The 23,159-nt window shown below is 65.7% G+C and carries 22 protein-coding genes and 1 tRNA gene; 10 read left to right on the top strand and 13 right to left on the bottom strand.

Translation table 11 applies throughout. The features are described from left to right. Positions 1-19: 19 nt before the first annotated feature. The gene (locus ACQR1H_RS30530) at positions 20-1,027 is read right to left on the bottom strand and encodes a Bug family tripartite tricarboxylate transporter substrate binding protein (RefSeq protein WP_434908636.1); all 1,008 of its coding nucleotides are present in this window, start codon (positions 1,025-1,027) and stop codon (positions 20-22) included. Between the two features lie 156 nt (positions 1,028-1,183). Beyond that, positions 1,184-1,645, bottom strand: a complete 462-nt coding sequence (locus ACQR1H_RS30535) for an outer membrane protein assembly factor BamE (protein ID WP_315805821.1) — start codon at positions 1,643-1,645, stop codon at positions 1,184-1,186. A gap of 129 nt (positions 1,646-1,774) precedes the next feature. Between ACQR1H_RS30535 and ACQR1H_RS30540 the strand changes: the two genes are divergently transcribed. From ACQR1H_RS30540 to ACQR1H_RS30580, 9 genes are all read left to right on the top strand, one after another. Next, positions 1,775-2,311 carry a ubiquinol-cytochrome C chaperone family protein gene (locus tag ACQR1H_RS30540; protein ID WP_434846938.1) on the top strand — a complete coding sequence of 179 codons (537 nt, stop codon included), beginning with the start codon at positions 1,775-1,777 and terminating at the stop codon, positions 2,309-2,311. A 4-nt stretch (positions 2,312-2,315) separates the two neighbouring features. Next, on the top strand, positions 2,316-2,939 hold the full coding sequence (locus ACQR1H_RS30545; RefSeq protein WP_316237433.1) for a YceD family protein: 624 nt from the start codon (positions 2,316-2,318) through the stop codon (positions 2,937-2,939). A gap of 319 nt (positions 2,940-3,258) precedes the next feature. Then, positions 3,259-4,320, top strand: coding sequence for a phosphate acyltransferase PlsX (gene plsX / locus ACQR1H_RS30550; RefSeq protein ID WP_316181524.1), 1,062 nt, complete (start codon positions 3,259-3,261; stop codon positions 4,318-4,320). Continuing rightward, complete coding sequence (locus tag ACQR1H_RS30555; RefSeq protein ID WP_434908637.1) at positions 4,317-5,291, top strand: beta-ketoacyl-ACP synthase III; 975 nt, start codon at positions 4,317-4,319, stop codon at positions 5,289-5,291. Before plsX ends, ACQR1H_RS30555 begins: the two co-directional genes overlap by 4 nt. Before the next feature lie 132 nt (positions 5,292-5,423). Beyond that, a complete protein-coding gene (locus tag ACQR1H_RS30560; RefSeq protein ID WP_315740211.1) occupies positions 5,424-5,780 on the top strand; it encodes an integration host factor subunit alpha in 357 nt (118 codons plus the stop codon). A 132-nt stretch (positions 5,781-5,912) separates the two neighbouring features. Beyond that, positions 5,913-6,476: a MerR family transcriptional regulator gene (locus ACQR1H_RS30565; protein ID WP_434846937.1), complete on the top strand. Its 564-nt coding sequence runs from the start codon at positions 5,913-5,915 to the stop codon at positions 6,474-6,476. Between the two features lie 225 nt (positions 6,477-6,701). Then, positions 6,702-6,779: transfer RNA gene (locus ACQR1H_RS30570), tRNA-Pro, on the top strand. 183 nt (positions 6,780-6,962) lie between these two features. Beyond that, positions 6,963-7,838: a class I SAM-dependent methyltransferase gene (locus ACQR1H_RS30575; RefSeq protein ID WP_434908638.1), complete on the top strand. Its 876-nt coding sequence runs from the start codon at positions 6,963-6,965 to the stop codon at positions 7,836-7,838. Between the two features lie 101 nt (positions 7,839-7,939). Continuing rightward, on the top strand, positions 7,940-8,821 hold the full coding sequence (locus ACQR1H_RS30580) for an AraC family transcriptional regulator (protein WP_434908639.1): 882 nt from the start codon (positions 7,940-7,942) through the stop codon (positions 8,819-8,821). 530 nt (positions 8,822-9,351) lie between these two features. Here ACQR1H_RS30580 and ACQR1H_RS30585 read toward each other — a convergent pair. The 8 genes from ACQR1H_RS30585 to ACQR1H_RS30620 all read right to left on the bottom strand — a co-directional run bounded on the left by ACQR1H_RS30585 (position 9,352) and on the right by ACQR1H_RS30620 (position 18,977). Further along, positions 9,352-10,911, bottom strand: a complete 1,560-nt coding sequence (locus tag ACQR1H_RS30585; RefSeq protein WP_434908640.1) for an oleate hydratase — start codon at positions 10,909-10,911, stop codon at positions 9,352-9,354. A gap of 113 nt (positions 10,912-11,024) precedes the next feature. Next, the gene (locus tag ACQR1H_RS30590; RefSeq protein ID WP_434908674.1) at positions 11,025-12,620 is read right to left on the bottom strand and encodes an oleate hydratase; all 1,596 of its coding nucleotides are present in this window, start codon (positions 12,618-12,620) and stop codon (positions 11,025-11,027) included. Positions 12,621-12,921: 301 nt separating this feature from the next. Then, positions 12,922-14,397, bottom strand: coding sequence for an ABC transporter ATP-binding protein (locus ACQR1H_RS30595; protein WP_315800410.1), 1,476 nt, complete (start codon positions 14,395-14,397; stop codon positions 12,922-12,924). Positions 14,398-14,447: 50 nt separating this feature from the next. After that, the gene (gene biuH / locus ACQR1H_RS30600; RefSeq protein ID WP_434899322.1) at positions 14,448-15,131 is read right to left on the bottom strand and encodes a biuret amidohydrolase; all 684 of its coding nucleotides are present in this window, start codon (positions 15,129-15,131) and stop codon (positions 14,448-14,450) included. Positions 15,132-15,146: 15 nt separating this feature from the next. After that, positions 15,147-16,073 (bottom strand): ABC transporter permease, encoded by a 927-nt coding sequence (locus ACQR1H_RS30605; protein WP_315775139.1) that lies wholly within the window; start codon positions 16,071-16,073, stop codon positions 15,147-15,149. Positions 16,074-16,076: 3 nt separating this feature from the next. Continuing rightward, positions 16,077-17,186, bottom strand: coding sequence for an ABC transporter permease (locus ACQR1H_RS30610; RefSeq protein ID WP_434908641.1), 1,110 nt, complete (start codon positions 17,184-17,186; stop codon positions 16,077-16,079). Further along, positions 17,183-18,292 carry a BMP family ABC transporter substrate-binding protein gene (locus ACQR1H_RS30615; RefSeq protein ID WP_434908642.1) on the bottom strand — a complete coding sequence of 370 codons (1,110 nt, stop codon included), beginning with the start codon at positions 18,290-18,292 and terminating at the stop codon, positions 17,183-17,185. The genes ACQR1H_RS30610 and ACQR1H_RS30615 overlap by 4 nt, the downstream gene beginning before the upstream one ends. A 529-nt stretch (positions 18,293-18,821) precedes the next feature. Then, entirely contained in the window at positions 18,822-18,977 is a 156-nt protein-coding gene (locus tag ACQR1H_RS30620; RefSeq protein ID WP_315711478.1) for a hypothetical protein, read from the bottom strand. 225 nt (positions 18,978-19,202) lie between these two features. Here ACQR1H_RS30620 and ACQR1H_RS30625 point away from each other — a divergent pair, with 225 nt between their 5' ends. Next, positions 19,203-20,171, top strand: coding sequence for an SDR family NAD(P)-dependent oxidoreductase (locus tag ACQR1H_RS30625; RefSeq protein ID WP_316217827.1), 969 nt, complete (start codon positions 19,203-19,205; stop codon positions 20,169-20,171). Between the two features lie 252 nt (positions 20,172-20,423). Here the strand turns inward: ACQR1H_RS30625 and ACQR1H_RS30630 are convergent, their stop codons facing one another. The 3 genes from ACQR1H_RS30630 to ACQR1H_RS30640 all read right to left on the bottom strand — a co-directional run bounded on the left by ACQR1H_RS30630 (position 20,424) and on the right by ACQR1H_RS30640 (position 23,130). Then, positions 20,424-20,900 (bottom strand): GcrA family cell cycle regulator, encoded by a 477-nt coding sequence (locus ACQR1H_RS30630; protein WP_434840156.1) that lies wholly within the window; start codon positions 20,898-20,900, stop codon positions 20,424-20,426. An 85-nt stretch (positions 20,901-20,985) separates the two neighbouring features. Beyond that, positions 20,986-21,183, bottom strand: coding sequence for a hypothetical protein (locus ACQR1H_RS30635; protein WP_006614936.1), 198 nt, complete (start codon positions 21,181-21,183; stop codon positions 20,986-20,988). Positions 21,184-22,188: 1,005 nt separating this feature from the next. Continuing rightward, positions 22,189-23,130 (bottom strand): acetamidase/formamidase family protein, encoded by a 942-nt coding sequence (locus ACQR1H_RS30640; RefSeq protein WP_315799653.1) that lies wholly within the window; start codon positions 23,128-23,130, stop codon positions 22,189-22,191. Between the last annotated feature and the right edge of the window lie 29 nt (positions 23,131-23,159).

The raw sequence follows: 23,159 nt of genomic DNA on the forward strand, positions 1-23,159 counted from the left end.
GCCGGCCGGGCTCCGAGGGCTACTGCACATCCATCTGCAGGCCTTCCTTCTGGATGATCGAGGCGAATTTGGCTGTCTCGGCCTGGACGAAGTCGCCGAACTGCTGCGGCGTGCCGTAGTCCGCCCGCGCGCCCATGGCCGCGATGTTCTTGGCGATGTCCTCGCGCTCCAGCATCGCCTTGACCTGCAGGTTGAGCGCGCTGACGATCTCCGGCGGGCAGGCCTTGGGCAGGAATACGCCGAACCAGGACGACACGTCGAACTTGGCGAGCTCCGGCGCGCTCTCGCGCATCGTCGGCAGCTCCGGCGCATTGGCGCTGCGCTCCGGTGTGGTTACGCAAAGGCCGGTGAGCTTGCCCTCCTGGACCTGCGGCAGCGATGGAAACAGATTGTCGAACAGGATCTGGACGTCGCCCGCCAGCGCAGCCTGCAGCGCCGGGCCGGCGCCGCGGAACGGGATGTGCGTCATCTTCAGCCCGGTGAGCTGCAGGAACCATGCGCCGGTGAGATGCGGGCTCTGGCCGACGCCGGACGAGGCGTAGTTGAGCTTATCGGGATTGGCCTTGAGGTAGGCGATCAGCTCGGGAATCGACTTGATGCCGGTGGAGGGATGCGCCGAGACGATGTTGGGGATGCGGATCATGTTGGAGACCGCCTGCAACTGATCCGGCTTGTAAACGAGGTTGCGGAAGATCGAATAGGCGATCGCGTTCGGACCGGGGTTGCCGATCAGGACCGTATGGCCGTCGCCCTTGGTGTTGCGCGCGACCTCGGCGGCGCCGATCGTGCCGCCACCGCCGGAGCGATTCTCGACCACGGCCGACTGTCCCCAGGCGGTCTGCAGATGCGCCGCGAGCAGCCGGCCCATGACGTCGGTGCTGCCGCCGGGCGCAGCGGGCACGATCAGCTTGATCGTCTCGGTCGGGCGCCAGTCGGCGAGACTGGTGCGCGGCAGAATGGCGGCGGTCGAGAGCGCCGCGGCGCCCGACAACAGCTTGCGGCGCGACAGCGCGATGCGATGAGCCAATGATTCCTCCCTGCTGATGTTTTCCAGCAGGGTAGGGAAGATTGCAGCGCCAGAGCAAGCCGGCGAATTGCGCACGGGCTGCGCCAATCAGCGCAGCGGTCCGGCTTTGTGCCGTGGCCCGGAATCATATTCCGGGCTGCGGCGATCGGGTCGGGATCAGTTGAAGCTGAGCAGCTTGAACAGCGGCGTCAGGTAGCTGAGCTCCTGGCCGGAGGTCGGCGTGGTGCGGCTGACGAAGTCGAAGATCTTGCCGTCCTTCATGCCGTAATTGGCGAGCCGGCGGACCTGGCGGTTCTTGTCGAAATAGATCGCGATGACGCGCTGATCGACCACCTTCTGGTTCATGAAGGCGACCGGGCGCTCGGCGCGCTGCGAGATGTAGTAGAACACCTCGCCGTCGAGCGTCGCCACCGTCGATGGCGTGCCCATCACGATCAGCACCTGGTCCTGGCTGGCGCCGATCGGGATCTGCTCCAGCGCGCCCGGCGGCATGATGTAGCCCTTCTGGAACTGCTCGCCGGTGCAGGCGCCGAGCGCCAGACAGGTCAGCGCGATCGCACCAAGGGTGCGCAGACGGGGGCTCAGGCCACGGGTGAGCAGGCGGGCAGTCGTTCGCATTGTCTGGGTCATCTTCTTCAGATCGGATCCCGTCCCCTTGCGTCGGGCAGGGCGTTGACGTACCGGGCAAACTTGCGGATTGCAACATGCCCCTGAACAGGGTCAGGGAAACTCGACCGCGGAACCGTCATGCTCTGGCCATTCAACCATCTCAGGAAATCCCGACCGTCCCCGCGCGGGACCATCGAGCCGATCTATGGCGCGATCGTGGCACAAACCCGAGACCCGTTGTTTTATAGACACTTGAATGTCCCTGACACGGTGGAAGGACGGTTCGATCTGCTGATTCTGCACCTCTGGCTGGTGCTGCGGCGGCTGCGCGGGGTGGGGTCGGCGCTGTCGCAGGCCCTGTTCGACCGGTTCTGCGACGACATGGACGACAATCTCCGCGAGATGGGGGTGGGTGATCTGACCGTTCCGAAGCGCATGCAGAAGTTCGGCGAGGCGTTCTATGGCCGCACCGCCGCCTATGATCTGGCCTGGTCGGAGAGCGAGGCCCGGCTGGCGGAGGCGCTGCAGAAGAATATCTTGAACGGCGAGCATCCCGACAGCGCGGCCGGACTTGCCGCCTATGCGGCCCTGGTGGCGGCCGACCTCGCCGCCCTCGACGACAACAGGCTGCTCGGCGCCGGCTGGAGCTTCCCGCGGCCGGTTCAGCAGGACTAGCGACATGACCAGAGACAGAGACACGTCGCGCGAAACGGCGCGAGACCCTTCCAAGGACCCCTGGCGCGCGCCGCCGGTGATCGTGGCGCAAATCCCGGACGCCGGCCTGCATCGCGAGATCGAGGCCGATCCGGCCACGCGCCGGGCGTTGGCAGAGATCGCCGATCTGCGCGAGGTGCTTTCGGCCAAAGCCTCGTTCGACGTGGCCCTGAAGCGTGACGGCAAGGTGCATGTCGAGGGCCGGGTGCGCGCCCGGATCGGCCAGACCTGCGTCGTCACGCTCGATCCGATCGAGACCGAGATCGACGAGCCGATCGACCAGATGTTTGCCCCGCCGGAGCAGATTCCGGAGCTTGCCGACCTGGTCGAGGACGACCCGAACAGCGAGGTCGAGACGGCCGATCCGCCCGAGCCGATCGTCGGTGGGCAGATCGACCTCGGCCGGCTCGCCGCCGACGCGCTGTTCCTGGGGATCGATCCGTATCCGCGCAAACCGGGCGCGGTGTTCGAGCAGCCCGCCGAGGCCTCCGATCCGGCGGACCATCCCTTCGCCGCGCTGAAGGCGCTGAAGCCGGCAGATGCCGTCGGGCCGGGCGCGGTCAAAGCGAAGAAAACGGGTGAGGATTGACGCGCAATTGTGCAGGCCGCTGCCGCGCGATCCTGTCACAAAGCTTGTCAAAATTCTCTCAAGCCGCTGATTTCGAACGAAAAGACGGGGCGCTACCGGTCCCGGACCGGCGCGGCGGTTGCAAAATGCATCGCTCCCGGGAGGTTGTTTCGACACGGAGAGACGCTATTGTCGCGCCCGGGTCGGGGTGCGACGAAAAGGCCCGGACGGCCTCTGGCCTGTCCATCGGCCGCGCAATGCCTCTGAACGACCGCCAAACACGGCCAACCAAATCACGGCCAAGACGAGACAAAGCTCGAGATCAGGTTTCCGGGACGTCATGCCTCAAAAGGTTCGAATCGCGCTGGACGCCATGGGCGGGGATTTCGGCGCGGCCGTCGTCATCCCCGGTGCCGCGATCGCGCTGAGCCGCCATCCGGATGCGGAGTTTCTGCTGTTCGGCGACAGTGCCAAGATCGTTCCCGAACTCGACCGGCATCCGCGGCTGAAGGCAGTCTCGCGCGTCGTTCACACCGATGTCGCCGTCAGCATGGAGGACAAGCCGAGCCAGGCGCTCCGGCGCGGCCGCAAGACGTCGTCGATGTGGCTCGCGCTCGAGGCGGTGAAGAAGGGAGAGGCCGACGTCGCCGTGTCCGCAGGCAACACCGGCGCGCTGGTGGCGATGGCGCGCTTCTGCCTGCGCACGCTGGACGGGATCGACCGGCCGGCTCTCGCCGCGATCTGGCCGACTGCGCGCGGCGAATCGGTGGTGCTCGACCTCGGCGCGACGATCGGCGGCGACGCCCACCACCTCGTCGCGCTGGCAGTGATGGGCGGCGCGCTGGCGAGCGTGCTGTTCAACAAGCCCAGGCCGACCGTCGGCCTCCTCAACATCGGTGTCGAGGAGATCAAGGGCCATGAGGAGATCCGCGAGGCGGCCGAGCAGCTCCGTGCGATGAACCTGCCGCAGCTCGACTATATCGGCTTCGTCGAGGGCGACGGCATCGGCAAGGGCGCCGCCGACGTGGTCGTGACCGAGGGCTTCAGCGGCAACATCGCGCTGAAGACGGCCGAGGGCACGGTGCGCCAGGTCACGGATTTCCTGCGCGGCGCGATCCAGGCCAGTCTGCTGGCCCGGGTCGGCTACGTGTTGGCACGCGGCGCGTTCGCCGCCCTGCGGGCCCGGCTCGACCCGCGCAAATCCAACGGCAGCGTGGTGCTCGGGCTCAAGGGGATGGTGGTCAAGAGCCACGGCGGAACCGATGCCGAGGGCTTTGCCTCGGCGGTCAGGGTTGGCTATGAGATGGCCCGCTACGATCTCCTGACCAAGATCAATCAAACACTCAATCCCGACGGCGGCGCACCGGCGTCCGAACCCGTCGCCCAGGAGGCTGTCTCGTGACAATTCGTTCGGTCGTGCTCGGCTGTGGCTCCTACCTCCCGCAGCGGGTCGTGACCAATGCCGAGCTGGCAAGCCGCATCGAGACCTCCGACGAGTGGATCGTGCAGCGCACCGGCATTCGTGAGCGCCACGTCGCAGCCGACGGCGAATTCACCTCGCATCTCGCGATCAACGCGGCCCGTGCCGCGCTGGCCGCGGCCGATGTCGATCCGCAGTCAATCGATCTGATCGTGTTGGGCACCTCGACCCCGGACAACACCTTTCCGGCGACGGCCGTGGCGGTGCAGAACGGCCTCGGCATCCATCATGGCGCGGCGTTCGACCTGCAGGCGGTGTGCTCGGGCTTCGTCTATGCGCTCGCGACCGCGGATAATTTCCTGCGCAGCCGCCAGTTCAAGCGCGCGCTGGTGATCGGCGCCGAGACCTTCTCGCGCATCCTCGACTGGAACGACCGCACCACTTGCGTGCTGTTCGGCGACGGCGCCGGCGCGCTGGTCCTCGACGCTCAGGAGCAGGGAGGGACCTCGGCCGATCGCGGCGTGCTCACGACTCACCTGCGGTCCGATGGTCGCCACAAGGCCAAGCTCTATGTCGATGGCGGACCGTCCTCGACCCAGACCGTCGGGCATCTGCGGATGGAAGGCCGCGAGGTGTTCAAGCACGCGGTCGGCATGATCACCGACGTGATCGTCGACGCCTTCGATGCCACCGGCCTGTCGGCCGAGACCCTCGACTGGTTCGTGCCGCACCAGGCCAACAAGCGAATCATCGATGCTTCGGCGCACAAGCTGCACATCGCGCCGGAGAAGGTGGTGTTGACGGTCGATCGGCATGGAAATACCTCCGCTGCCTCGATCCCTCTGGCGCTCGACGTGGCCGTCAAGGACGGTCGCATCAAGAAGGGCGACGTGGTTCTGCTGGAGGCGATGGGTGGCGGCTTCACCTGGGGCTCGGCTTTGGTGCGCTGGTGAGCCTGCCGCGCGGCGGGATTACGCCTTAGATCGGCATGAGGGCCCGTACTTCTATTCACGCTGCTGTTGACCACCGCCGCTTAACCTCTTAATTTCCGGAGCGAATTATTCGCCGAGAGTTTGGGGCAGGCGATGGCGGGAACCGGAAAAACAGTCACACGCGTCGATCTCTGCGAGGCAGTCTACCAGAAGGTGGGGCTGTCGCGGACGGAGTCGTCTGCGTTCGTCGAGCTGGTCTTGAAGGAGATCACCGACTGCCTCGAGCGCGGCGAGACGGTCAAGCTATCGTCGTTCGGGTCGTTCATGGTGCGCAAGAAGGGTCAGCGCATCGGACGTAACCCGAAGACGGGCACGGAAGTGCCGATCTCGCCGCGGCGGGTCATGGTGTTCAAGCCGTCCGCGATCCTCAAGCAGCGCATCAACGGCCAGCAGGGCAACGGCAAGATGAACGGCGAGGCTAGCGCCGAGTTCGGCGCCGAGCCGGAATAGGGCCGGGCTGGCCCGCCGCATCGTCCGGCGAGGCCGTATCGACGCGTTACCTTCGTCCCGCGTGCAGTTCGTCCAGTCGAATCAGCGTAGTCTCCCACTTTCTTGGCAGCACGGTCGAAGGGGAACGGGCATTTGGACAAGGCGCCGGATGCGTTTCGGACGATCAGCGAGGTCGCGCAGGAGCTCGACATCCCGCAGCACGTGCTGCGGTTTTGGGAGACGCGGTTCGCCCAGATCAAGCCGATGAAGCGGAGCGGCGGCCGGCGCTATTACCGGCCCGACGACGTCGATTTGCTCAAGGGCATCCGCCGCCTGCTGTACGGCGAAGGCTACACCATCAAGGGGGTGCAGCGGATCCTCAAGGAGCACGGCGTCAAGTCGGTCCAGGGACTGGCCGACAGCTCCGCCGCGGTCTCGTTCGGCGCGATGGAGGAGACCCTCGGTCAGGCGATGATGGAAGAGGAGCCGATCGGCGAGGCCGAGGTCGAATCGGAGGACGAGGAGGAGGAGGCTTCCGACGAGGAGGGCATCGACTTCCGCTTCGTCGACACCGAGGACGACATCCTCGACACCTTCCGCGTCGGCCCCCCAACCCGCGCCGGCATGAAGCCGGAGGAGCGCGACAAGCTCCAGGGCGTGCTCAAGGACCTGCTCGACTGCCGCGCGCTGCTCGACCGCGCGATGAAGGAAGTGTGAGGCGCACAGCGCGCGTCACTGAGAATTCGCCGGGCACGGCCGGTGATCCCGCGTTGTAACCCACCCCGAGAGCCGCAGGTCGGCTGCGCTCCCGTTCCCCTTGCGGGGAGGGGTTGGGGGTGGGGGTCCCCGGTCTCCGTTCAATCTGGCAGCCCCATGCCCCCCAAGGAAACCCACCCGCCGTGCCTTGCATCGGGCTCGGATCACGGCTACAGGAACGGCCATCGGAGCGTGGCGCAGCCCGGTTAGCGCACTAGTCTGGGGGACTAGGGGTCGTGGGTTCGAATCCCGCCGCTCCGACCATTTCTCAAATCGCTGCATTTGACATCGGCCGATGCGTTTTTGCGTGCCCCTGCCGCGACCGCTTTGTCCGTGAGACTGGCTTTTCAAGCCGCAGACCGCCCCCTAAACTCCCGAACAGGGCCTGCTGGACGCTGATCGAGCCGGCTCGTTTCATTTGTGACCTTTGTTGTCGAGATTTCCCGCATGGACGCCGCCATCGCCGACACCTCCTTTGGGCATTTCGAGAACGCCGAGCAGATCGCCTTCTGGAACGGTGCGGGCGGCGGGCGCTGGGTCGCGCGCCGCGCCGAGATCGATGCGATGCTGGTGCCGGTGCAGGAGGCGTTGCTGGAGCGCGCGGCGATCCAGGCGGGCGAGCGGGTGCTGGACATCGGCTGCGGCTGCGGCGCGACCTTGATCGCGGCGGCCGAGAAGGTCGGCCCAGGCGGCAGCGTGCTCGGCCTCGACGTCTCCGCGGCCATGCTGACCGCGGCCCACGAGCTCGCCCCGGCCGAGGCGCCGGTCAGCTTCGTGCAGGGCGACGCCATGGTGCACCACTTCAAGGCCGCCAGCGCCGATCTCGTGATCTCGCGGCTCGGCGTCATGTACTTCGCCAATCCGGTGCGCGCCGTGCTCAACATCCGCAATGCGCTGCATTCGGAGGGCCGCGTCGCGTTTGCGTGCTGGGGCGAGCTGCGCGACAACCCGTGGGCGCTGGAGCCGCTGCAGGCGGCCTATGACCACGTGCCGAAGCTGCCGGGATTGCCGCCGCACGCGCCGGACGATTTCGCGTTCGGCGCTCCCGAGTGGATCGAGAAGGTGACGACCGATGCCGGGCTGCGCCGCATCCGGCTGGAGCGCCACGACATCGCACTCGACGTCGGCGCGGGCGCCGGCCTCGACAGCGCGGTGCAGACGGCGCTCGCGATCGGGCCTGCCGGCCGTGCGGTGGTCGGGCAGCCGCCCGAGGCCATGGAGGCCGCGACGGCCGCGGTGAGGAAGGCGCTGGCGCGCTACGCCAGAGGCGCGGGCGTCATGGTGCCCGCCTCGTTCTGGACCGTGACGGCCGTCGATCCGTGAAAGGCGGTCTTGATCGCTGAACCCCGTGACAAAGCCGCAAGATCGGTCGAGCGCGTCATGTCCGCCTGCGCTTAGCTGATGCCGCCACGGAGCAAGGAACGATGAAGGCGGCGCTGCGAAACTACCATGCGCGGATGCAGCGGGTGCTGGATCATATCGACCGGCATCTGGAGGATGATCTCGATCTGGACGCGCTGAGCAGCATCGCAGCCTACTCGAAATATCATTTCCACCGGCAGTTCACGGCGACCTTCGGTCTATCAGTGCATCGCTACATCCAGCTCGCCCGCATGAAGCGGGCGTCCTATCAGCTGGCCTACAGCGATGCCCAAAGCGTCACCGAGGTCGCGATGGAGGCCGGCTACGATGCGCCGGACGCCTTCGCCCGCGCCTTTCGGCAACGGTTCGGGCAATCGCCGTCATCGTTCCGGAAATCTCCCGACTGGGAGCCGTGGCTTGCGGCCTTCGGGCCTCTCGACGACGCGAGGAGCAAGCTGATGCGGACGACCTATACCCCTGACGACGTGACGATTCGCGAGGTGCCGGCCACGCCGGTGGCGATCATGGAGCATCGCGGCGACCCGGCGACGCTCGGCGCGACCATCCAGCGCTTCATCGCCTGGCGCAAGGCGGCCGGCCTGCACCCCAGGACCCATCCGACCTTCACGGTCTGGCGCTCCGAACGGCGCCCCGCTTCGCCTGCCGATTACAGCGTGGATCTCTGTGTCGGGACCGATCAGCCGGTCGAGACGGACGACGCGACGATCAGAGCCGGCGTGATCCCCGGCGGACGCTGCGCCGTGCTGCGCGTCGTCGGCAACACCCACAATCTGGAGCCCGCCGCGCTGTTCCTCTATCGCGACTGGCTTCCGGCCAGCGGCGAGGAGGCGCGTGACTTCCCGATCTATTGCCAGCGGCTGAATTTCTTCCCGGAGGTTCCCGAGCACGAGACGGCTGCGGACCTGTTCCTGCCGCTGAAATAGCGCCCGACGGCCGGATCCATCCTAAAACATGCAGCCAGGAGCCTTCTCAACCTTGAGTTCCGCCAGGAAGGGGGCTCTGAGGGGGAGAGCGGCCTCCTTTGGAGCGGTTCCAGTTCCCATCCGGGAACCACGAGCGGCCGTGTCCGTTAACAATGAAGCAGCTCAATCAGGGCCCCACACCCTGACATTGAACCTTTGCGCGCAGGCGCGCACCAAACCTGTGTTCGGCTCGTTGTGGAGCCGGTTCCAGGAAATTTCAGACTGACATCGGGGTTCACCTCGATGTGCTGTTCATTGTCGTTGAAGGAGGCGCGTATGGTCCTCAGGACTTTGAAAGTTTCGCTGTCCGTTTTTGCCGCTGCAACCTCGGTCGTATCGCTGTTTGCCGTCAGCTGGGTTGGTCTCGCGCTGCTCGGCTACTGACAACTCACGCAAGACGCATGGAGGCGCCATCTGTGCCTCGCGAGACGGAAAGCGCGCCCGGATCGAGCCTGATCCGGGCGCGTTCGTTTTTGCGGATGCGAGAGGCGTCAGGCGAAGGCCTTCTCCATCGTCTCGATCAGCACGCGGAACGACTTGTCGTGCCGCGTGATCGGTGGAATCGCCCTGGTGATACCGAGCAACTGATAGACCGCCATCTGCGCGGCACGCACTGAATATTCCACCGTGAACACGACGTCGTCGGGGATCTCGACGAACTGGCTGACGAAGGCGAGGTTCTTCGAATTCGCCGGCACCGGCAGCGGCCGGTCGGCCTTGTTGCGCGGCATGAACATGCTGGTGATGTAGGGCAGGCGGCATGGCACGCAGGTCGCCTGGTCGAACACCGCAAGGTCGAAGTTGAGGTGGCCGCACAATTCTTTGAGGATGTCGGCGCCGCCGCAATCGGCCATCGCCTTGCCGACGAAATTGCCGATGCGGTCGGGATGCAGTGCATAGCCCCAGAACACCTGTACGTCGGCGGGCTGGCCGGCGAAATGCGGCTGGTGATACAGCACGACCGACATCAGCCAGTTCGACTCGGTGAAGGTGACGAGCCCGCCGGTGCCCGCGGCGTTGCCGCTGAACGCTTCCATCGCGTCGAAGAACCGCGGATTGCGGCAGGTGACGGTGAACGACTCCCAGCAGGATTCCGGGATCGATGAGTTGAACGCGGCGGGATTGCCGAATTCGGGGCGGCCCTTCGCGATTGTCTCCCACAGCGTCCAGCCCTGGCTGTCCTGCTTGGTGAGCCGCGGCGGCGGCGCATCCTGCGTGCCCAGGCTGGTCGCGTCCGTCATCGAGCCGTTCTGCAGGAAGACGAGATCGTCGCTCGACAGCGCGACCGTCTCCGGCTTTCCGCTGCGATCCAGCGTGAGGCGCTTGACCACATGCTTGCCGGCTTCCGTCGCGATCTCCATGTCGGTGACATCGACGCCGCCGGCGAAATTCACGCCGTGGCCTTCCAGCCATTTGACGAGCGGCACCACGATCGCATCATACTGGTTGAACACGGTGCGCTTGACGCCGGCCAGCGTCTCGATGCGAGGAAACTCGTTCATGAAGCGATGCAGATAGCGCTTGAACTCGACCGCGCTGTGCCAGGGCTGGAACGCGAACGTCGTCTGCCACATGAACCAGAAATTCGTGGTGAAGAACGGCGGCGACAGCCAGTCGGTGATGCGGGAGTTGCCGAGCTTCTCCTCGGAGGCCTCGGTCAGCCGCACCAGTTCGAGCCGGTCCTGCATGGTGAAGCCCATGGTGGAGACGTCGATCTTGTGCCGGTTGCGATCGACGAGGCGCGCCTGCGAATGCGCGACATGGGCCTTGTTGAAGGCAATCGTCTCGTCGCGCACGGTGCGGCGGGGATCGCTGGCATCGGGGATGGTGGAGAGCAGGTCCCACGTGCACTCGTAGTGATCGGTCGTCAGCATGCGGCCGCCGCGCAGCGAATAGGAGCCGTCGGGCAGCCGCGCGCCATCGAGACTGCCGCCATAGGGCAGGTGCTTCTCGTAGATCGTGATGTCGCGGCCCGCGATGCCGCCGTCGCGGATCAGGAACGCCGCGCCGGCCAATGCGCCGATGCCGCTTCCGATGAAATACGCCTTCATGATGTTTCACCCGGATCGTCTGTTACGATCCGGGCGTAGCCGCTGTGTTCCCTCGCGGAACTGATCCAGGTCAAGCGCTGCGACGCGCGGTGATCACGATCTCGCGTGGTCCGTCAAGCGAATGATTTCACTACCGACTGCAGCAGCACCTTCAGCGATTTGTCATACGGCGTCACCGGCGGAATGGCGCGGTCGATCTTCAAGAGCTGATAGACCGCATGCATGGCCGCGCGCACGGAATATTCGATCGTGAACACGGCGTCCTCCGGCAGCTCGACATATTGACCGATGAAGGCGAGATTCTGCGAGGTGAGCGGCACCGGCAACGGCCGGTCGCCATAGCTGCGCGACATGAACATGCTCATGATGTAGGGCATCCAGCACGGCACGCAGGTCGCCTCGTCGAACACGTCGAGCGGGAAGCGCAGGTGTCCGCACAGCTCCTTCAGGATTTCGGCGCCGCTGCACTCGGACATCGGCTTCCCCACGAAATTGCCGACGCGATCGGGATGGAGCCCATAGCCCCAGAAGATCTTGATGGTGCCGGGCTGGTCCGGAAAGTATGGCTGGCTGTAGAGCACGATCGACATCCGCCAGTTCGAATCCTTGAACGTGACGAGCCCGCCGGTGCCGGCGACGTTGCCGGTGAAAGTCTGCATCGCGTCGAAGAAGCGCGCATTGCGGCAGGTGACCGTGAAAGATTCGAAGCTCGACTCCGGAACCGATGAGTTGAACGCGGCCGGATTGCCGAATTCCGGGCGGCCCTGCGCGAGCTTCTCCCAGAGCGCCCAGCCGTGGCTGTCGTCCTTGGTCAGTTGCTTCGGCGGACTGTCGTGGCTGCCGAGGCTGGTCGCGTCCGTCATCGAGCCGGCGGTGTAGAACACGAGGTCATCCGCCGCGAGATCGATGCTGCGGCTGACGAAGTCATGTTCCAGATCGAGGCGCGTGGCGCGATGCTCGCCGTTCTCGGTGACCAGCGCGATGTCAGTGACATCGGCGCCGCCGACGAAGTTGACACCGTGGCCTTTCAGCCAGCGCATCAGCGGCTTGACGATCGAGTCATTCTGGTTGTGCACCGTCCGCTTGACGCCGCCGAGCGTATCCATCATCGGGAATTCGTTGATGAAGCGGCGCAGATAGCGCCGGAACTCGACCGCGCTGTGCCAGGGCTGGAAAGCGAAGGTCGTCTGCCACATGTACCAGAAGTTCGTCGTGAAGAACGGCGGCGACAGCCAGTCCGAGATCAAGGACTTGCCGAGCTTCTCCTCCGAGGCCTCGGTGAGCCTGGTCATCTCGATGCGGTCCTGCATCGAGAAGCCCATGGTGGAGACGTCGACCTTGTGCCGGTTGCCATCGACCAGCCGCGCCTGCGCGTGGGTGACGTGGAGCTTGTTGAACGCCACGGTCTCCTGGAGGATGGTCTGCTGAGCGTCGGTTTCGCAGGGAATGGTCGACAGCAGGTCCCAGGTGCATTCGTATTGCTCGGTCGTCAGCATGCGCCCGCCGCGCATCGAGTAGGAGCCGTCCGGAAGACGCGCGCCGTCGAGGCTGCCGCCATAGGGCAGGCGCTTTTCGAAAATGGTGATGTCCGATCCGGAGACGCCGCCGTCGCGGATCATGAATGCTGCGCCGGAGAGCGAACCGATGCCGCCACCGATGAAATAGGCCTTCATGAGATCGACCTGTCGAGCAAGGGATTGAAACGAGATAAGGAAAATGTCGCCAGGACGGCCAGGCGGCCGCAACCAGCACGCACTCGCCGCGATGTTACCTCAGCGGGATGAATTAGTCGTCAACAGCTTGAGGTCGTTTACCCCTGGTGTGGCGCAATGTCCCGCGGAGCGGGCCCAACTCCCTCCACCGTCATTGCGAGCGCAGCGAAGCAATCCAGTGCCGAGCGAGGATTCTGGATTGCTTCGCTGCGCTCGCAATGACGCGGTGAGTGCCGGGTTCGCCGTTAACCGCGCGGCAGCCGGCTTGTTTCGTTGTCCGGCGCAGTCGACGTCGGCCTCAATGCCCCGCCATGTGGCGGCCGATTTCGGTGAGATCAGCATCGCTGCCGCGGGTCTCGTAGACCAGCTGGCCGTGGAACATCACGACCAAGCGGTCCGACAGCTCCAGCAGCTCGTCGAGATCCTCGCTGACCAATAGCACGGCGGCGCCGCGATTGCGCGCGGCCATGATCTCGGCGTGGATCTGCGCCACCGCCGCGAAGTCGAGGCCGAAGCAGGGATTGGCGGCGATCAGCACCTCGACGTCGTGACCGAGCTCGCGCGCGAGCACGGCGCGCTGCACGTTGCCGCCCGACAGTGCCGAGATCGGCGTATCCGGCGTGCGGGTCTTGATCTTGTAGCGGTTGATCTTGGTTGTCGCGCCCTGGCGGAAGGCAGCCTTGTTCAGCCACCAGCCGCCGCGGGCGAACGGCGCGCGGTCGAACTCACGCAGCGCGATGTTGTCGGCGACGCTCATGCCGCCGACGCAGGCGTTCTTCAGCGGCTCCTCCGGCAGCAGCGACATCTTGTGCCGGCGCATCTCCTCGCGGCTCGCCACATAGGCCTCGCCGGAGACCCGGATTGCGCCGCTCTCGGCCTCGCGCTGGCCGGCGAGCACCTCGACCAATTGGCGCTGGCCGTTGCCGGAGACCCCGGCAATGCCGACGATCTCGCCGGCGCGCACGGTGAGCGACAGGTTGTGCACAGCGAGGCCGCCGGAATCGTCGCGCGCCACCAGCTTCTCGACCTCGAGCCTGACGTTGCCGGCCTCGCCGGTGCGCGACGGCTGCACCGTGAGCTGCTCGGCGCCGATCATCATCCGTGCCATGTCGTCGGGCGTCAGTTCGGTGACCTTGCCGCGGCCGGCGAGCTTGCCGCGCCGGAGGATGGTGACGTCGTCTGCGAACGCCATCACCTCGCGGAATTTATGCGTGATCATCAGGATGGTCAGCTCGCCGGCCTCGACCATCTTGCGCAGCATGCCCAGGACCTCGTCGGCCTCGCCCGGCGTCAGCACCGAGGTCGGCTCGTCCAGGATCAGGAAGCGGCGCTTGAGATAGAGCTGCTTGAGGATCTCGCATTTCTGCCGTTCGCCCGCGGAGATGTCGGAGACCTTGGCGTCGAGCGGCACGCGGAACGGCATCCGCGCCAGGAAGGCCTCCAGCTCCTTCTTCTCCTTCGCCCAGTTGACCACCGCCGGCACGTCGTCGCGCGCCAGCACCAGGTTTTCCGCGACCGTCATCGCCGGCACCAGGGTGAAGTGCTGATAGACCATCCCGAGGCCGAGCGCGTGCGCGTCCCTGGGATTGTTGATGGCGCGCTCGCGCTCGGCGATCAGCACGTCGCCCTCGGTCGGGCGGTAGTAGCCCATGATGCATTTGACCAGCGTCGACTTGCCGGCGCCGTTCTCGCCGAGCAGCGCGTGGAACGAGCCAGGCCTGACCTTCAGCTCGACATTGTCGAGCGCGGTGAACGCGCCGAAGCGCATCGTCATCGCGATGGCCTCGACGCCGAACGCGCCTGATGGCGTCGGATCGTCGCCGATCACGACAGCGCCTCGATCAGCGCCGCGGAGGTCGCGACCGCGCCGAACACGCCGCCCTGCATCTTGATCATCTTCAGCGCGTGATCGTGGTTGCCCTTGTCGGTGGCACCGCAGCAGTCCGACAGCAGCACGCATTCGAAGCCGCGGTCGTTGGCCTCGCGCATCGTGGTGTGGACGCAGACGTCGGTGGTGATGCCGGTCAGCACGATGTTCTGGATGCCCTTCAGGCGCAGGATCAGCTCGAGGTCGGTGGCGCAGAACGAGCCCTTGCCGGGCTTGTCGATCACGATCTCGCCCGGAGCCGGCGCCAGCTCGGGGATGATCTCCCAGCCTGGCTCGCCGCGCACCAGGATGCGGCCGCACGGGCCGGGGTCACCGATGCCGGCGCCGATCTGCTGCGAGCGCCAGCGCTTGTTGGCGGGCAGGTCGGACAGGTCGGTGCGGTGGCCCTCGCGGGTGTGGATGATGCAGAAGCCCTGCGCGCGCATGACGCCGAGCAGGGTCTTGATCGGCTCGATCGGCGCCCGCGTCAGCGAGAGATCGTAGCCCATCTTGTCGACATAGCCGCCGACGCCGCAGAAATCGGTCTGCATGTCGATCACGATCAGCGCGGTGTTCTCTGGCCTGAGATCGCCGTTGTACGGCCATGCATAGGGCTCGGAGCGGATGGTGCGCGCGGTCATGGTGGACCTCTGAAATCAGCGGGTGATGGACAGCTCGGCCGGCGCGCCGCTCAGGGTGCGTTTCGGCGAGCAGGTGATGATCATGATCAAGAGCGTCAGGATGTACGGCGCGGCGTTGAACAGATGATAGCCGGAGGTGACGCCGACCGATTGCAGCGCCGGTCCGAGCGCTGCGGCACCGCCGAAGGCGAGCGAGGCCCACAGGCACAGCATCGGGTCCCAGCGCGCGAAAATCACGAGCGCCACGGCGGTGATGCCTTGGCCCGAGGAGAGGCCCTCGTTCCAGCTGCCGGGATAGAACAGCGACAGGAACGAGCCGCCGATGCCGGCGAGGAAGCCGCCGGCCATGGTGGCGCGCAGCCGGATCATCAGCACCGAATGACCCATCGCCCGCGCCGCGTCGGCGCTCTCGCCGGCGGTACGGATCAGCAGGCCCCAGCGGGTGGTTCGGAATGCCCACAGCAATAGCGGCGCGAGCACGACGCCGAGCAGGAAGAGGACGTTGATGCGCAAGGCCGCGCGGACCTGCGGCACGTCGCTCCACCAGCCGAAATCGATCGCCGGAAGCCGCGCCGCGGTCGGCTCGATCAGCGGCTTGCCGAGGAAGAAGGCGAGCCCGGTGCCGAACAGCATCAAGGAGATTCCCACCGCGACGTCGTTGACGCGCGGCAGCGAGCAGATGCCGGCATGCAGGGCGCCGAGCAGCGCGCCGGTGAGGCCGGCGGCGAGCACGCCTGCCCATGGCGATCCCGTGAGATAGGAGATGCCATAGGCGCTCATCGCGCCCATCACCAGCGTGCCCTCGAGGCCGAGATTGATGCGACCGGAGCGCTCGGTGATGCATTCCCCTAGGCTCACGAACAGGAACGGCGTGGAGACGCGGATGGCGCCGCCGAGCACCGCCAGCGGCACGGTCCAGAGCCCGATATTGCCGTCAGCCATGGATCAGGACTTTCCCTTGAGGACACCGATGCGGCCATAGAGCGCGTCGCTCGCCAGCACCGAGATGAAGATGATGCCCTGCAGCACCAGCACCGAGGCGTCGGGCAGGCCGAGCCTTCGCTGCAAGAGGCCGCCCGAGGCATTGATGCCGCCGAGCAGGATCGCGACCGGAATGATTGCCAGTGGATTCTGCCGCGCGAGGAAGGCGACGAGGATGCCTGTGAAGCCGTAGCCGACGGCGAGATTGGCATTGGTGCGCCCCTGGACCGCGGCGACCTCGACCATGCCGGCCAGGCCAGCGCAGGCGCCGGCGAGGAAGCAGACCGTCAGGATCAATTTGCCCACGGAGAGGCCAACGATCTTGGCGGCCCGGATGTTGCCGCCGGCGACGCGCGCGGCGAAGCCGAAGGTCGTGTGATAGATCAGCACATAGGACGCGATCGCCGCGATCAGCCCGAACACCAGGCCCCAATGCACGTCGGTGCCGGGAATGCTGCCGATCATGTTGACGGTGCCGATCTCGCGCGTCGACGGCTTGTTGAGGCTCGCCGGGTCACGCATCGGGCCCTCGACGAGATGGTTGAGGATCGCGAGCGCGATGTAGACCAGCAGCAGGCTGGAGATGGTCTCGTTGACGCCGCGATACTGCCGCAAGGCTCCGGACAGCAGGATCCACAATCCGCCGCCGGCCATGCCGGCGATCACCATCGCGATCTGCACGACGAGCGGCGGCATGCCCTGCAATGCCAGCGCCGCCGAGGTCGCCGACAGCGCGCCGATCAGCAGCGCGCCTTCGCCGCCGATGATCACCATGCCCAATTGCGCGGGCAGGGCAGTGCACAGCGCGGTCAGGATCAAGGGAGCGGCGCGCGTCAGCGTGTTCTGCCAGGAAAACCAGGTGCCGAAGGCGCCGTAATACATGTACCAATAGAGGTCGAGCGGGTTCTTGCCGAACAGCGCGACGAAGATGCCGAACACCAGGAGCGCGGCGACCAGCGCCGCGCCCGGGATGAGGATGTATTCAATGCTCGCGCCATGGCGTTGCAGGAAGCCTGCGTCGGCGGCCGGCGCGATGGCGGCCGCATCAACCGGATCGGCCGCCTCCGTGGTCACGACGTCGCTCCGATCACGCCCTCGACCAGATAGTCCATCTTCTCGAGCTCCGGATCCTTCTGGCCGCGCTCGGTGCCGGCGGTGATCACGGTGTTGCCCTTGTTGTCCTTGATCGGGCCCTTGAAGATCGTATAGCCCTCGCCGAGGAACTTGCTCTTGATCTCGTCGGCGTGCTTGCGCGCCTGCTCGGACACCGCCTCGCCATACGCCGAGATCTTGACCACCTCTTCCTTGAGGCCGCCGCGATAGAAGTTCGGAATGCTCTCGCCGGCCTGGAGCATCTTGACGAACTTCGGATACAGCGCTTCCCAATTCCACTCGGCGCCCGTCAGATAGGCCTTCGGCGCCAGCGGCGACTGGTTGACGTGATAGCCGGTGACGAACGCGCCGCGGCGCGCGGCGTTCTCGACCATCGTCTTCGGACCGTCGACATGGCAGGTCAGGACGTCGACGCCCTGGTCGATCAGGCTGTTGGTCGCCTCGGCCTCCTTGACCGGCATCGACCAATCGCCGGTGAAGATCACCTGCGTGGTGGCGTTGGGATTGGCAAGCTGCGCGCCGAGCGTGAAGGCGTTGATGTTGCGCAGGACCTGTGGGATCGGCTTGGCGGCGACGAAGCCGAGCTTGCCGCTCTTGGAGGTGTAGCCCGCGACGATGCCGGCGATGTACTGCGCCTCGTCGATATAGCCGAAATAGGAGCCAGCGTTCTTCGGGTCCTTCTCGCTCCAGAGGCCGCCGCAGTGCTCGAAGCGCAGCTTCGGGTACTTCGCCGCCATCTTGATCATGTGCGGATTGTAGTAGCCGAACGAGGTCGGAAACAGCAGCGTGGCGCCGTCGAGATTGATCATGGACTCGATCGTCTTCTCGACCGCGTCGGTCTCCGGCACCTTCTCCTCTTCGATCACCTTCAGCCCGGGCAGCTTCTTCAGCGCCGCCGCACCCTGCGCATGCGCCTGGTTGTAGCCGTAGTCGTCGCGCGAGCCGACATAGATGAAGCCGATCGTTGTCTCCGCGGCGAAGGCCGGCCGCAGGCCCGCGGCCGCGCCGAGCGTCAGCGCCGCGCTACCCTGCAACAGATGCCGTCGTGAAATCCTGCCAAAGTCCATTTGGTGAGCTCCCTCGGCGGGTCGATCCGCCCGCGCTGTCATCTCGGCTTCACCGCCACACGGCGGAGCCTCGAACGGGAGTGATCGCAAGCTTTGTGCCAGCGGCTTTCAGCGCGGCCGAGGAGCTAAGTCACTGAAATGTTGATGTTTTGTGGCTGACTGCAAACTGGGCAGTAGCGTGACACGGCAATCATTAGCCTATTAATTGATCAATCGACTGCAATTGTATGCAATGAGTTCGGCCGGGCGGGACCCCCAGACGGTCAGCCGCGCGCCTTCGCGAAACGCGGCGGTCAAGATCCCGGGCGTGAATGCCGACGTCTTGGGGAGGCGCCAGGCTCTCTGGGAAACAGTCGGCTCTCTCCACGTCATTGCGAGGAGCGCAGCGACGAAGCAATCCAGTGTCCCGTCCACAGCGCTGGATTGCTGCGCTGCGCTCGCAATGACGGATGAGAGCGCAGAACGCAGCAGGGCTCAGAGGCCACGCTTTGCATGGCGTCCTATTGCATGAGAATTCGTCGCGCCGCTCTCAGATCCCGAGCAGCCAGACCGCGACGATGGTGCCGATCACGGCGAGCCCGCTGATCGTCCACCCCGTCACATAGGCGCCGTCGTCCGATCCCGCGGGATCGACCATCGTGTCGCGCCAGCCTTCGTCCTGCCAGTGCCCCTGTTGGTACGCCATGCGAACCTCCTCGAGCCTGCCTCCCCACGGAATAAGTCGGACGCCTGTCGAGAAGGTTCAACCCCAAGCTGAAATCTTCGTTGCATGCGCTGCAACGCAAATCTCCGACATCCCCTCTGGTCAGGCCGGCGAAACGTCCTAAGCTCGCAAACGCGTTCCACGAAGAGAACGAGCAAGTCGCCGGGGCGGCATGGCCGTCCCGCAGCAGGGAAGGAAGACCATCCGATGAAGGATTTCGCCGGCAGGATCGCCGTGATCACCGGGGGTGGCACGGGCATGGGCCGCGAGCTCGCGCGCCAGCTCGTCGCCGAAGGCTGCAACGTCGCCATGTGCGACGTCTCGACCGAGGCGATGGCCGAAACCAAGCGGCTGTGCGAGGCCGAGAAGCTGCCGCAGGGCCTGCGCGTCACCACCCATGTCGCCGACGTCTCGATCGAGGCGCAGCTCCAGCGTTTTCGCGATGAGCTCGCCGAGCAGCAGGCCACCGACAAGATCCATCTGCTGTTCAACAATGCCGGCATCGGCGGCGGTGGCAGCCTGTTCACCAATTCAAGAGAGCAATGGGAGCGTACCTTCAACATCTGCTGGGGCGGCGTCTATCTCGGCGTCCGCACCTTCCTGCCGATGCTGCTGAAGGCGGACGAGGCTCATATCGTCAACACCTCGAGCGTCAACGGCTTCTGGGCCTCGGTCGGCATGGGTGTTTCGCACACCGCCTACAGCGCCGCAAAGTTCGCGGTGAAGGGATTTACCGAAGCGCTGATCAACGACCTCCGCCTCAACGCGCCGCACATCAAATGCTCGGTCGTGATGCCCGGCCATATCGGCACCTCGATCGTGTCGAACTCGCGCAAGGTGCAGAGCGGCACCGAGTCCGACGAGCTCAGCGAGACCGAGATCGGGCTAGCGCGCCAGCGCATGAAGGGCATGGGCATCGATGTCTCCGCCATGAGCGACCAGGACATCCAGGCCGCCGCCCGCGAGCGCGCCCGCAGTTTCCTCGAAGACGCGCCGACGACGGCGGCGCAGGCCGCGAAGATCATCCTCGACGGCGTCAAGGCCGACCAGTGGCGCATCCTCGTCGGCGAGGACGCCAAGCTGCTCGACATGCGCGTCCGGCAGTCGCCGGAGCAGGCCTACGAGCCGGAGTTCTTCCAGCGCTTCGCGCAGGAGGCGGGCTGGAAGCTGGGGTAGGGTTGGGCGTACGCACGCCTCGACGGTGCCAGTGATTGCGCCCTCTCCCCTTGTGGGAGAGGGCTACGCTGATATCAGCGTCGTGCTCACTTGGGTGAGGGGTTGTATCCACAGAATCGCCGCCCGTATGGAGAGAGACCCCTCACCCGGATTCGATGCTACGCATCGAATCCACCCTCTCCCACAAGGGGAGAGGGTGCACCGTCCGTGCGGCGAGACACGACTTTCAACTAATTAGTCGGCCGCTGAGTTTTACCTCGACGACGCCACCCGGTACGCCATCCGCGTGTGGCTCGGGCAATAGGGCAGGCCCTCGATCGGCTTGGAGCCGCAGAAGCAGAAATCGTCGGCGCCGGGGGTGGAGATCGGCCAGCGGCAGCGCTCCTTGGAGAGTTCGAACAGCGAGCAGCCATTCTCGACCGTGCCGACCGGCTCCTCGACAACGATCGGCGGCGGGTCGTTCTGGACCGCGCGCAGGATGCGGCGGCGCAGCTTCGGCACGGGACGGCGGGCGCCATCGCGTGTCGTCTCGGCGCGAACCACGCGCCTGGAATCGCCGCCATTGTCGCGCGTCAGCGCCAGGCGGGAGATCTTGCCGATCACGGCGTTGCGGCTGACGCCGAGCTCGGCGGCGATCTCTCGGCAGGTCAGCCCGGCCTCAAAGTGCTGCTTCAGGGCCTGGAGCCGTTCCTCGGTCCAGGTGGGGAGTGTCTGTCGTTCGGCGGGCATTGTTGTCGCTTCCAAGTTTGATCCGTCCTGGATCGTCCTGGCCGACGGCTGCACCGAAACTGTTGTCCGCGTTGCGTGTCCCTAGTTACGCCCGTCCGTTGTCGCGAATCGACAGCAGCCCATCCTTGATGGCGAGCCGGATGCCTTCTTCAATCAACGTTCTGCAGACACCCGGAACGCTGGTGCCGTGGGTTCCCTGTTTCACGAGCTTTTCGAGATAGCCGATGGTTGCCAGGGCTAGGGTTACGGGGATGCGGTCAGTTTCGGCTTTTTCCGTCGCCATGCCTAAAAGCTAGTCCGTAACCGGTGTACAGAAAAGTAACTTTTTAGACTCTATTAGGAATCGGATTGGTTGTACAGTAGCTTGGGGATAACTGGTTAAGATATTGAATTTTATGGAAATATGACGAATTTGGCTGGTCGCGGCGGTGACTCTCCGCCCGCTCGGCGAGTCCGGGCCCGGAATGGTACGGGAAGCACGGGCCGGGAAGATTCGCGTGGGCCGCGGTGTCCGATGGTTTCTTCAACCGCCGCCGTGCCGCGGGGCACCTGATCGGGGAGCCCTGGCGGAATTGTCGGCTGAAGAGGCGGACGGTCGCTCGCGGCTTTTCCGGTCGGTGCGAGAAAATTCGTCATTCCAGAAATAACACTTTCGCTTTTCCGGAAACTGTGCTTTAGTGCCGCCATCCCGCCTCACTCGGAAGGGGCGTTGCGCGCGATCGTCACGACACGCGAGGCGGGGAGCGATGGCCGCGATGGAGCCGCAGCGTATCCGCGAGGATGCGCGGACGAACGGCTCGGCGCGGACGTGAAGTCGCAGCGTGCTGACACCCCGACGCTGGTGTCACGTTCGCGACGGCGCTTGCGCGCCGCGCGGGCAATGGTGGCCAACAAGCCCGGCGCACCAGGCAGACTGCGTATAAGCGTGAACACCATCGCGCAGGGAAGGCCGGGCGTTCTCGGCTGCACCTGTGGTACCTGCCGCCTGCATTTTTCTCGCAGGCGGGCCGCAGGCGCCAGCCGGCGCCTGGCCTTCCCTGCGCCCTCCGACTTTTGAGAGGGTGAGATGATGGCATGACTCGGCGCGAGCGGCGCGCGAGGATGATAGACCGTGTCTCTTGGAGTGAGCGAGGGTTGCACTTCAAATTCGGTCGTCATCCCCGCGAACGCGGGGGATCCAGTACGCCGCGGCCTGTCGAGGACTTACGCCTGCCTCTGGATACTGGGTCGCCCGGTCGAGCCGGGCGACGACAGCGGGGCGAGCCGCGCCAGCGTGCCCGACACAACCTCACCCGTGCACGACGGCCTTCGCGATCATGCAATGAATGCCCTTGGAGCCGTTGACGGTCTGGGTCACCCGCAGGTCGGCGGCGAGGCTGCACAGCGTGTAGGCGTCCTCGCGCGACAGGTTGCGCTTCTCGCCGAGCAGCACGATCATGTCGCGCAGTGCCCGCACCGCGCATTGGTCGAGATCGGGGTCCATCGCCATCGTCATGTAGTGCGTGGCGGTCTCGGCGCGTGGATAGTCGAACTTGAGATCCTTGCGCACGGTGAGGCGGAAGCGGCCCTGCAGCGCGGTCTCGATCGCCGTGACGCAGACCTCGCCGTCGCCCTGCACACCATGGCCGTCGCCGCAGGAGAACAGCGCGCCCGGCACGAACACCGGCAGATACAGCTTGGCGCCGGCACCGAGCTCCTTGTTGTCGAGATTGCCGCCCATCGCGCGCGGGATCAGCGAGGTGATGCGGCCCCAGGCCGGCGGCGGCGCCACACCCATCACGCCGAAGAACGGCGCCAGCGGCAGCTCGAGCCCCCACGGCAGCTTGCCGACCATCCGTTCCTTGTCGAGCGGGATGTTCATCAGCCGGCTCTCATGGAAATCGTCGGGCAGGGTGCCGGCCAGCGGGCGGATGAAATTGTAGCCCCAGTCCTGCCGCAGCTGGACGTCGAGGATGTCGACCTCGAGCACGTCGCCGACCTCGGCGCCATGGACCGCGATCGGGCCGGTCAGGATGTGGCCGGGCACCATGCGCTCGCTGCGCGCGTGGACGTCGAACAATTCCGGCGGCACGTGGAATTTGCTGGTGTCGGGCACCACGTCGGGCCCGCCGCTGATCGAATCGATCGTGACCTCGTCACCGCTGTCGATCGTGAGCACCGGCTTCAGCCGGGATTCGAAGAAGCCCCAATGGCAGGTCTCGGGGCTGGCGTGCAGATGGTGATGGGCCATGATCCTCTCATTCATCCGTGTTCGGGCCT

The sequence above is a fragment of the Bradyrhizobium sp. HKCCYLRH2015 genome, from assembly GCF_051168215.1.
Classification (GTDB): Bacteria; Pseudomonadota; Alphaproteobacteria; order Rhizobiales; family Xanthobacteraceae; genus Bradyrhizobium.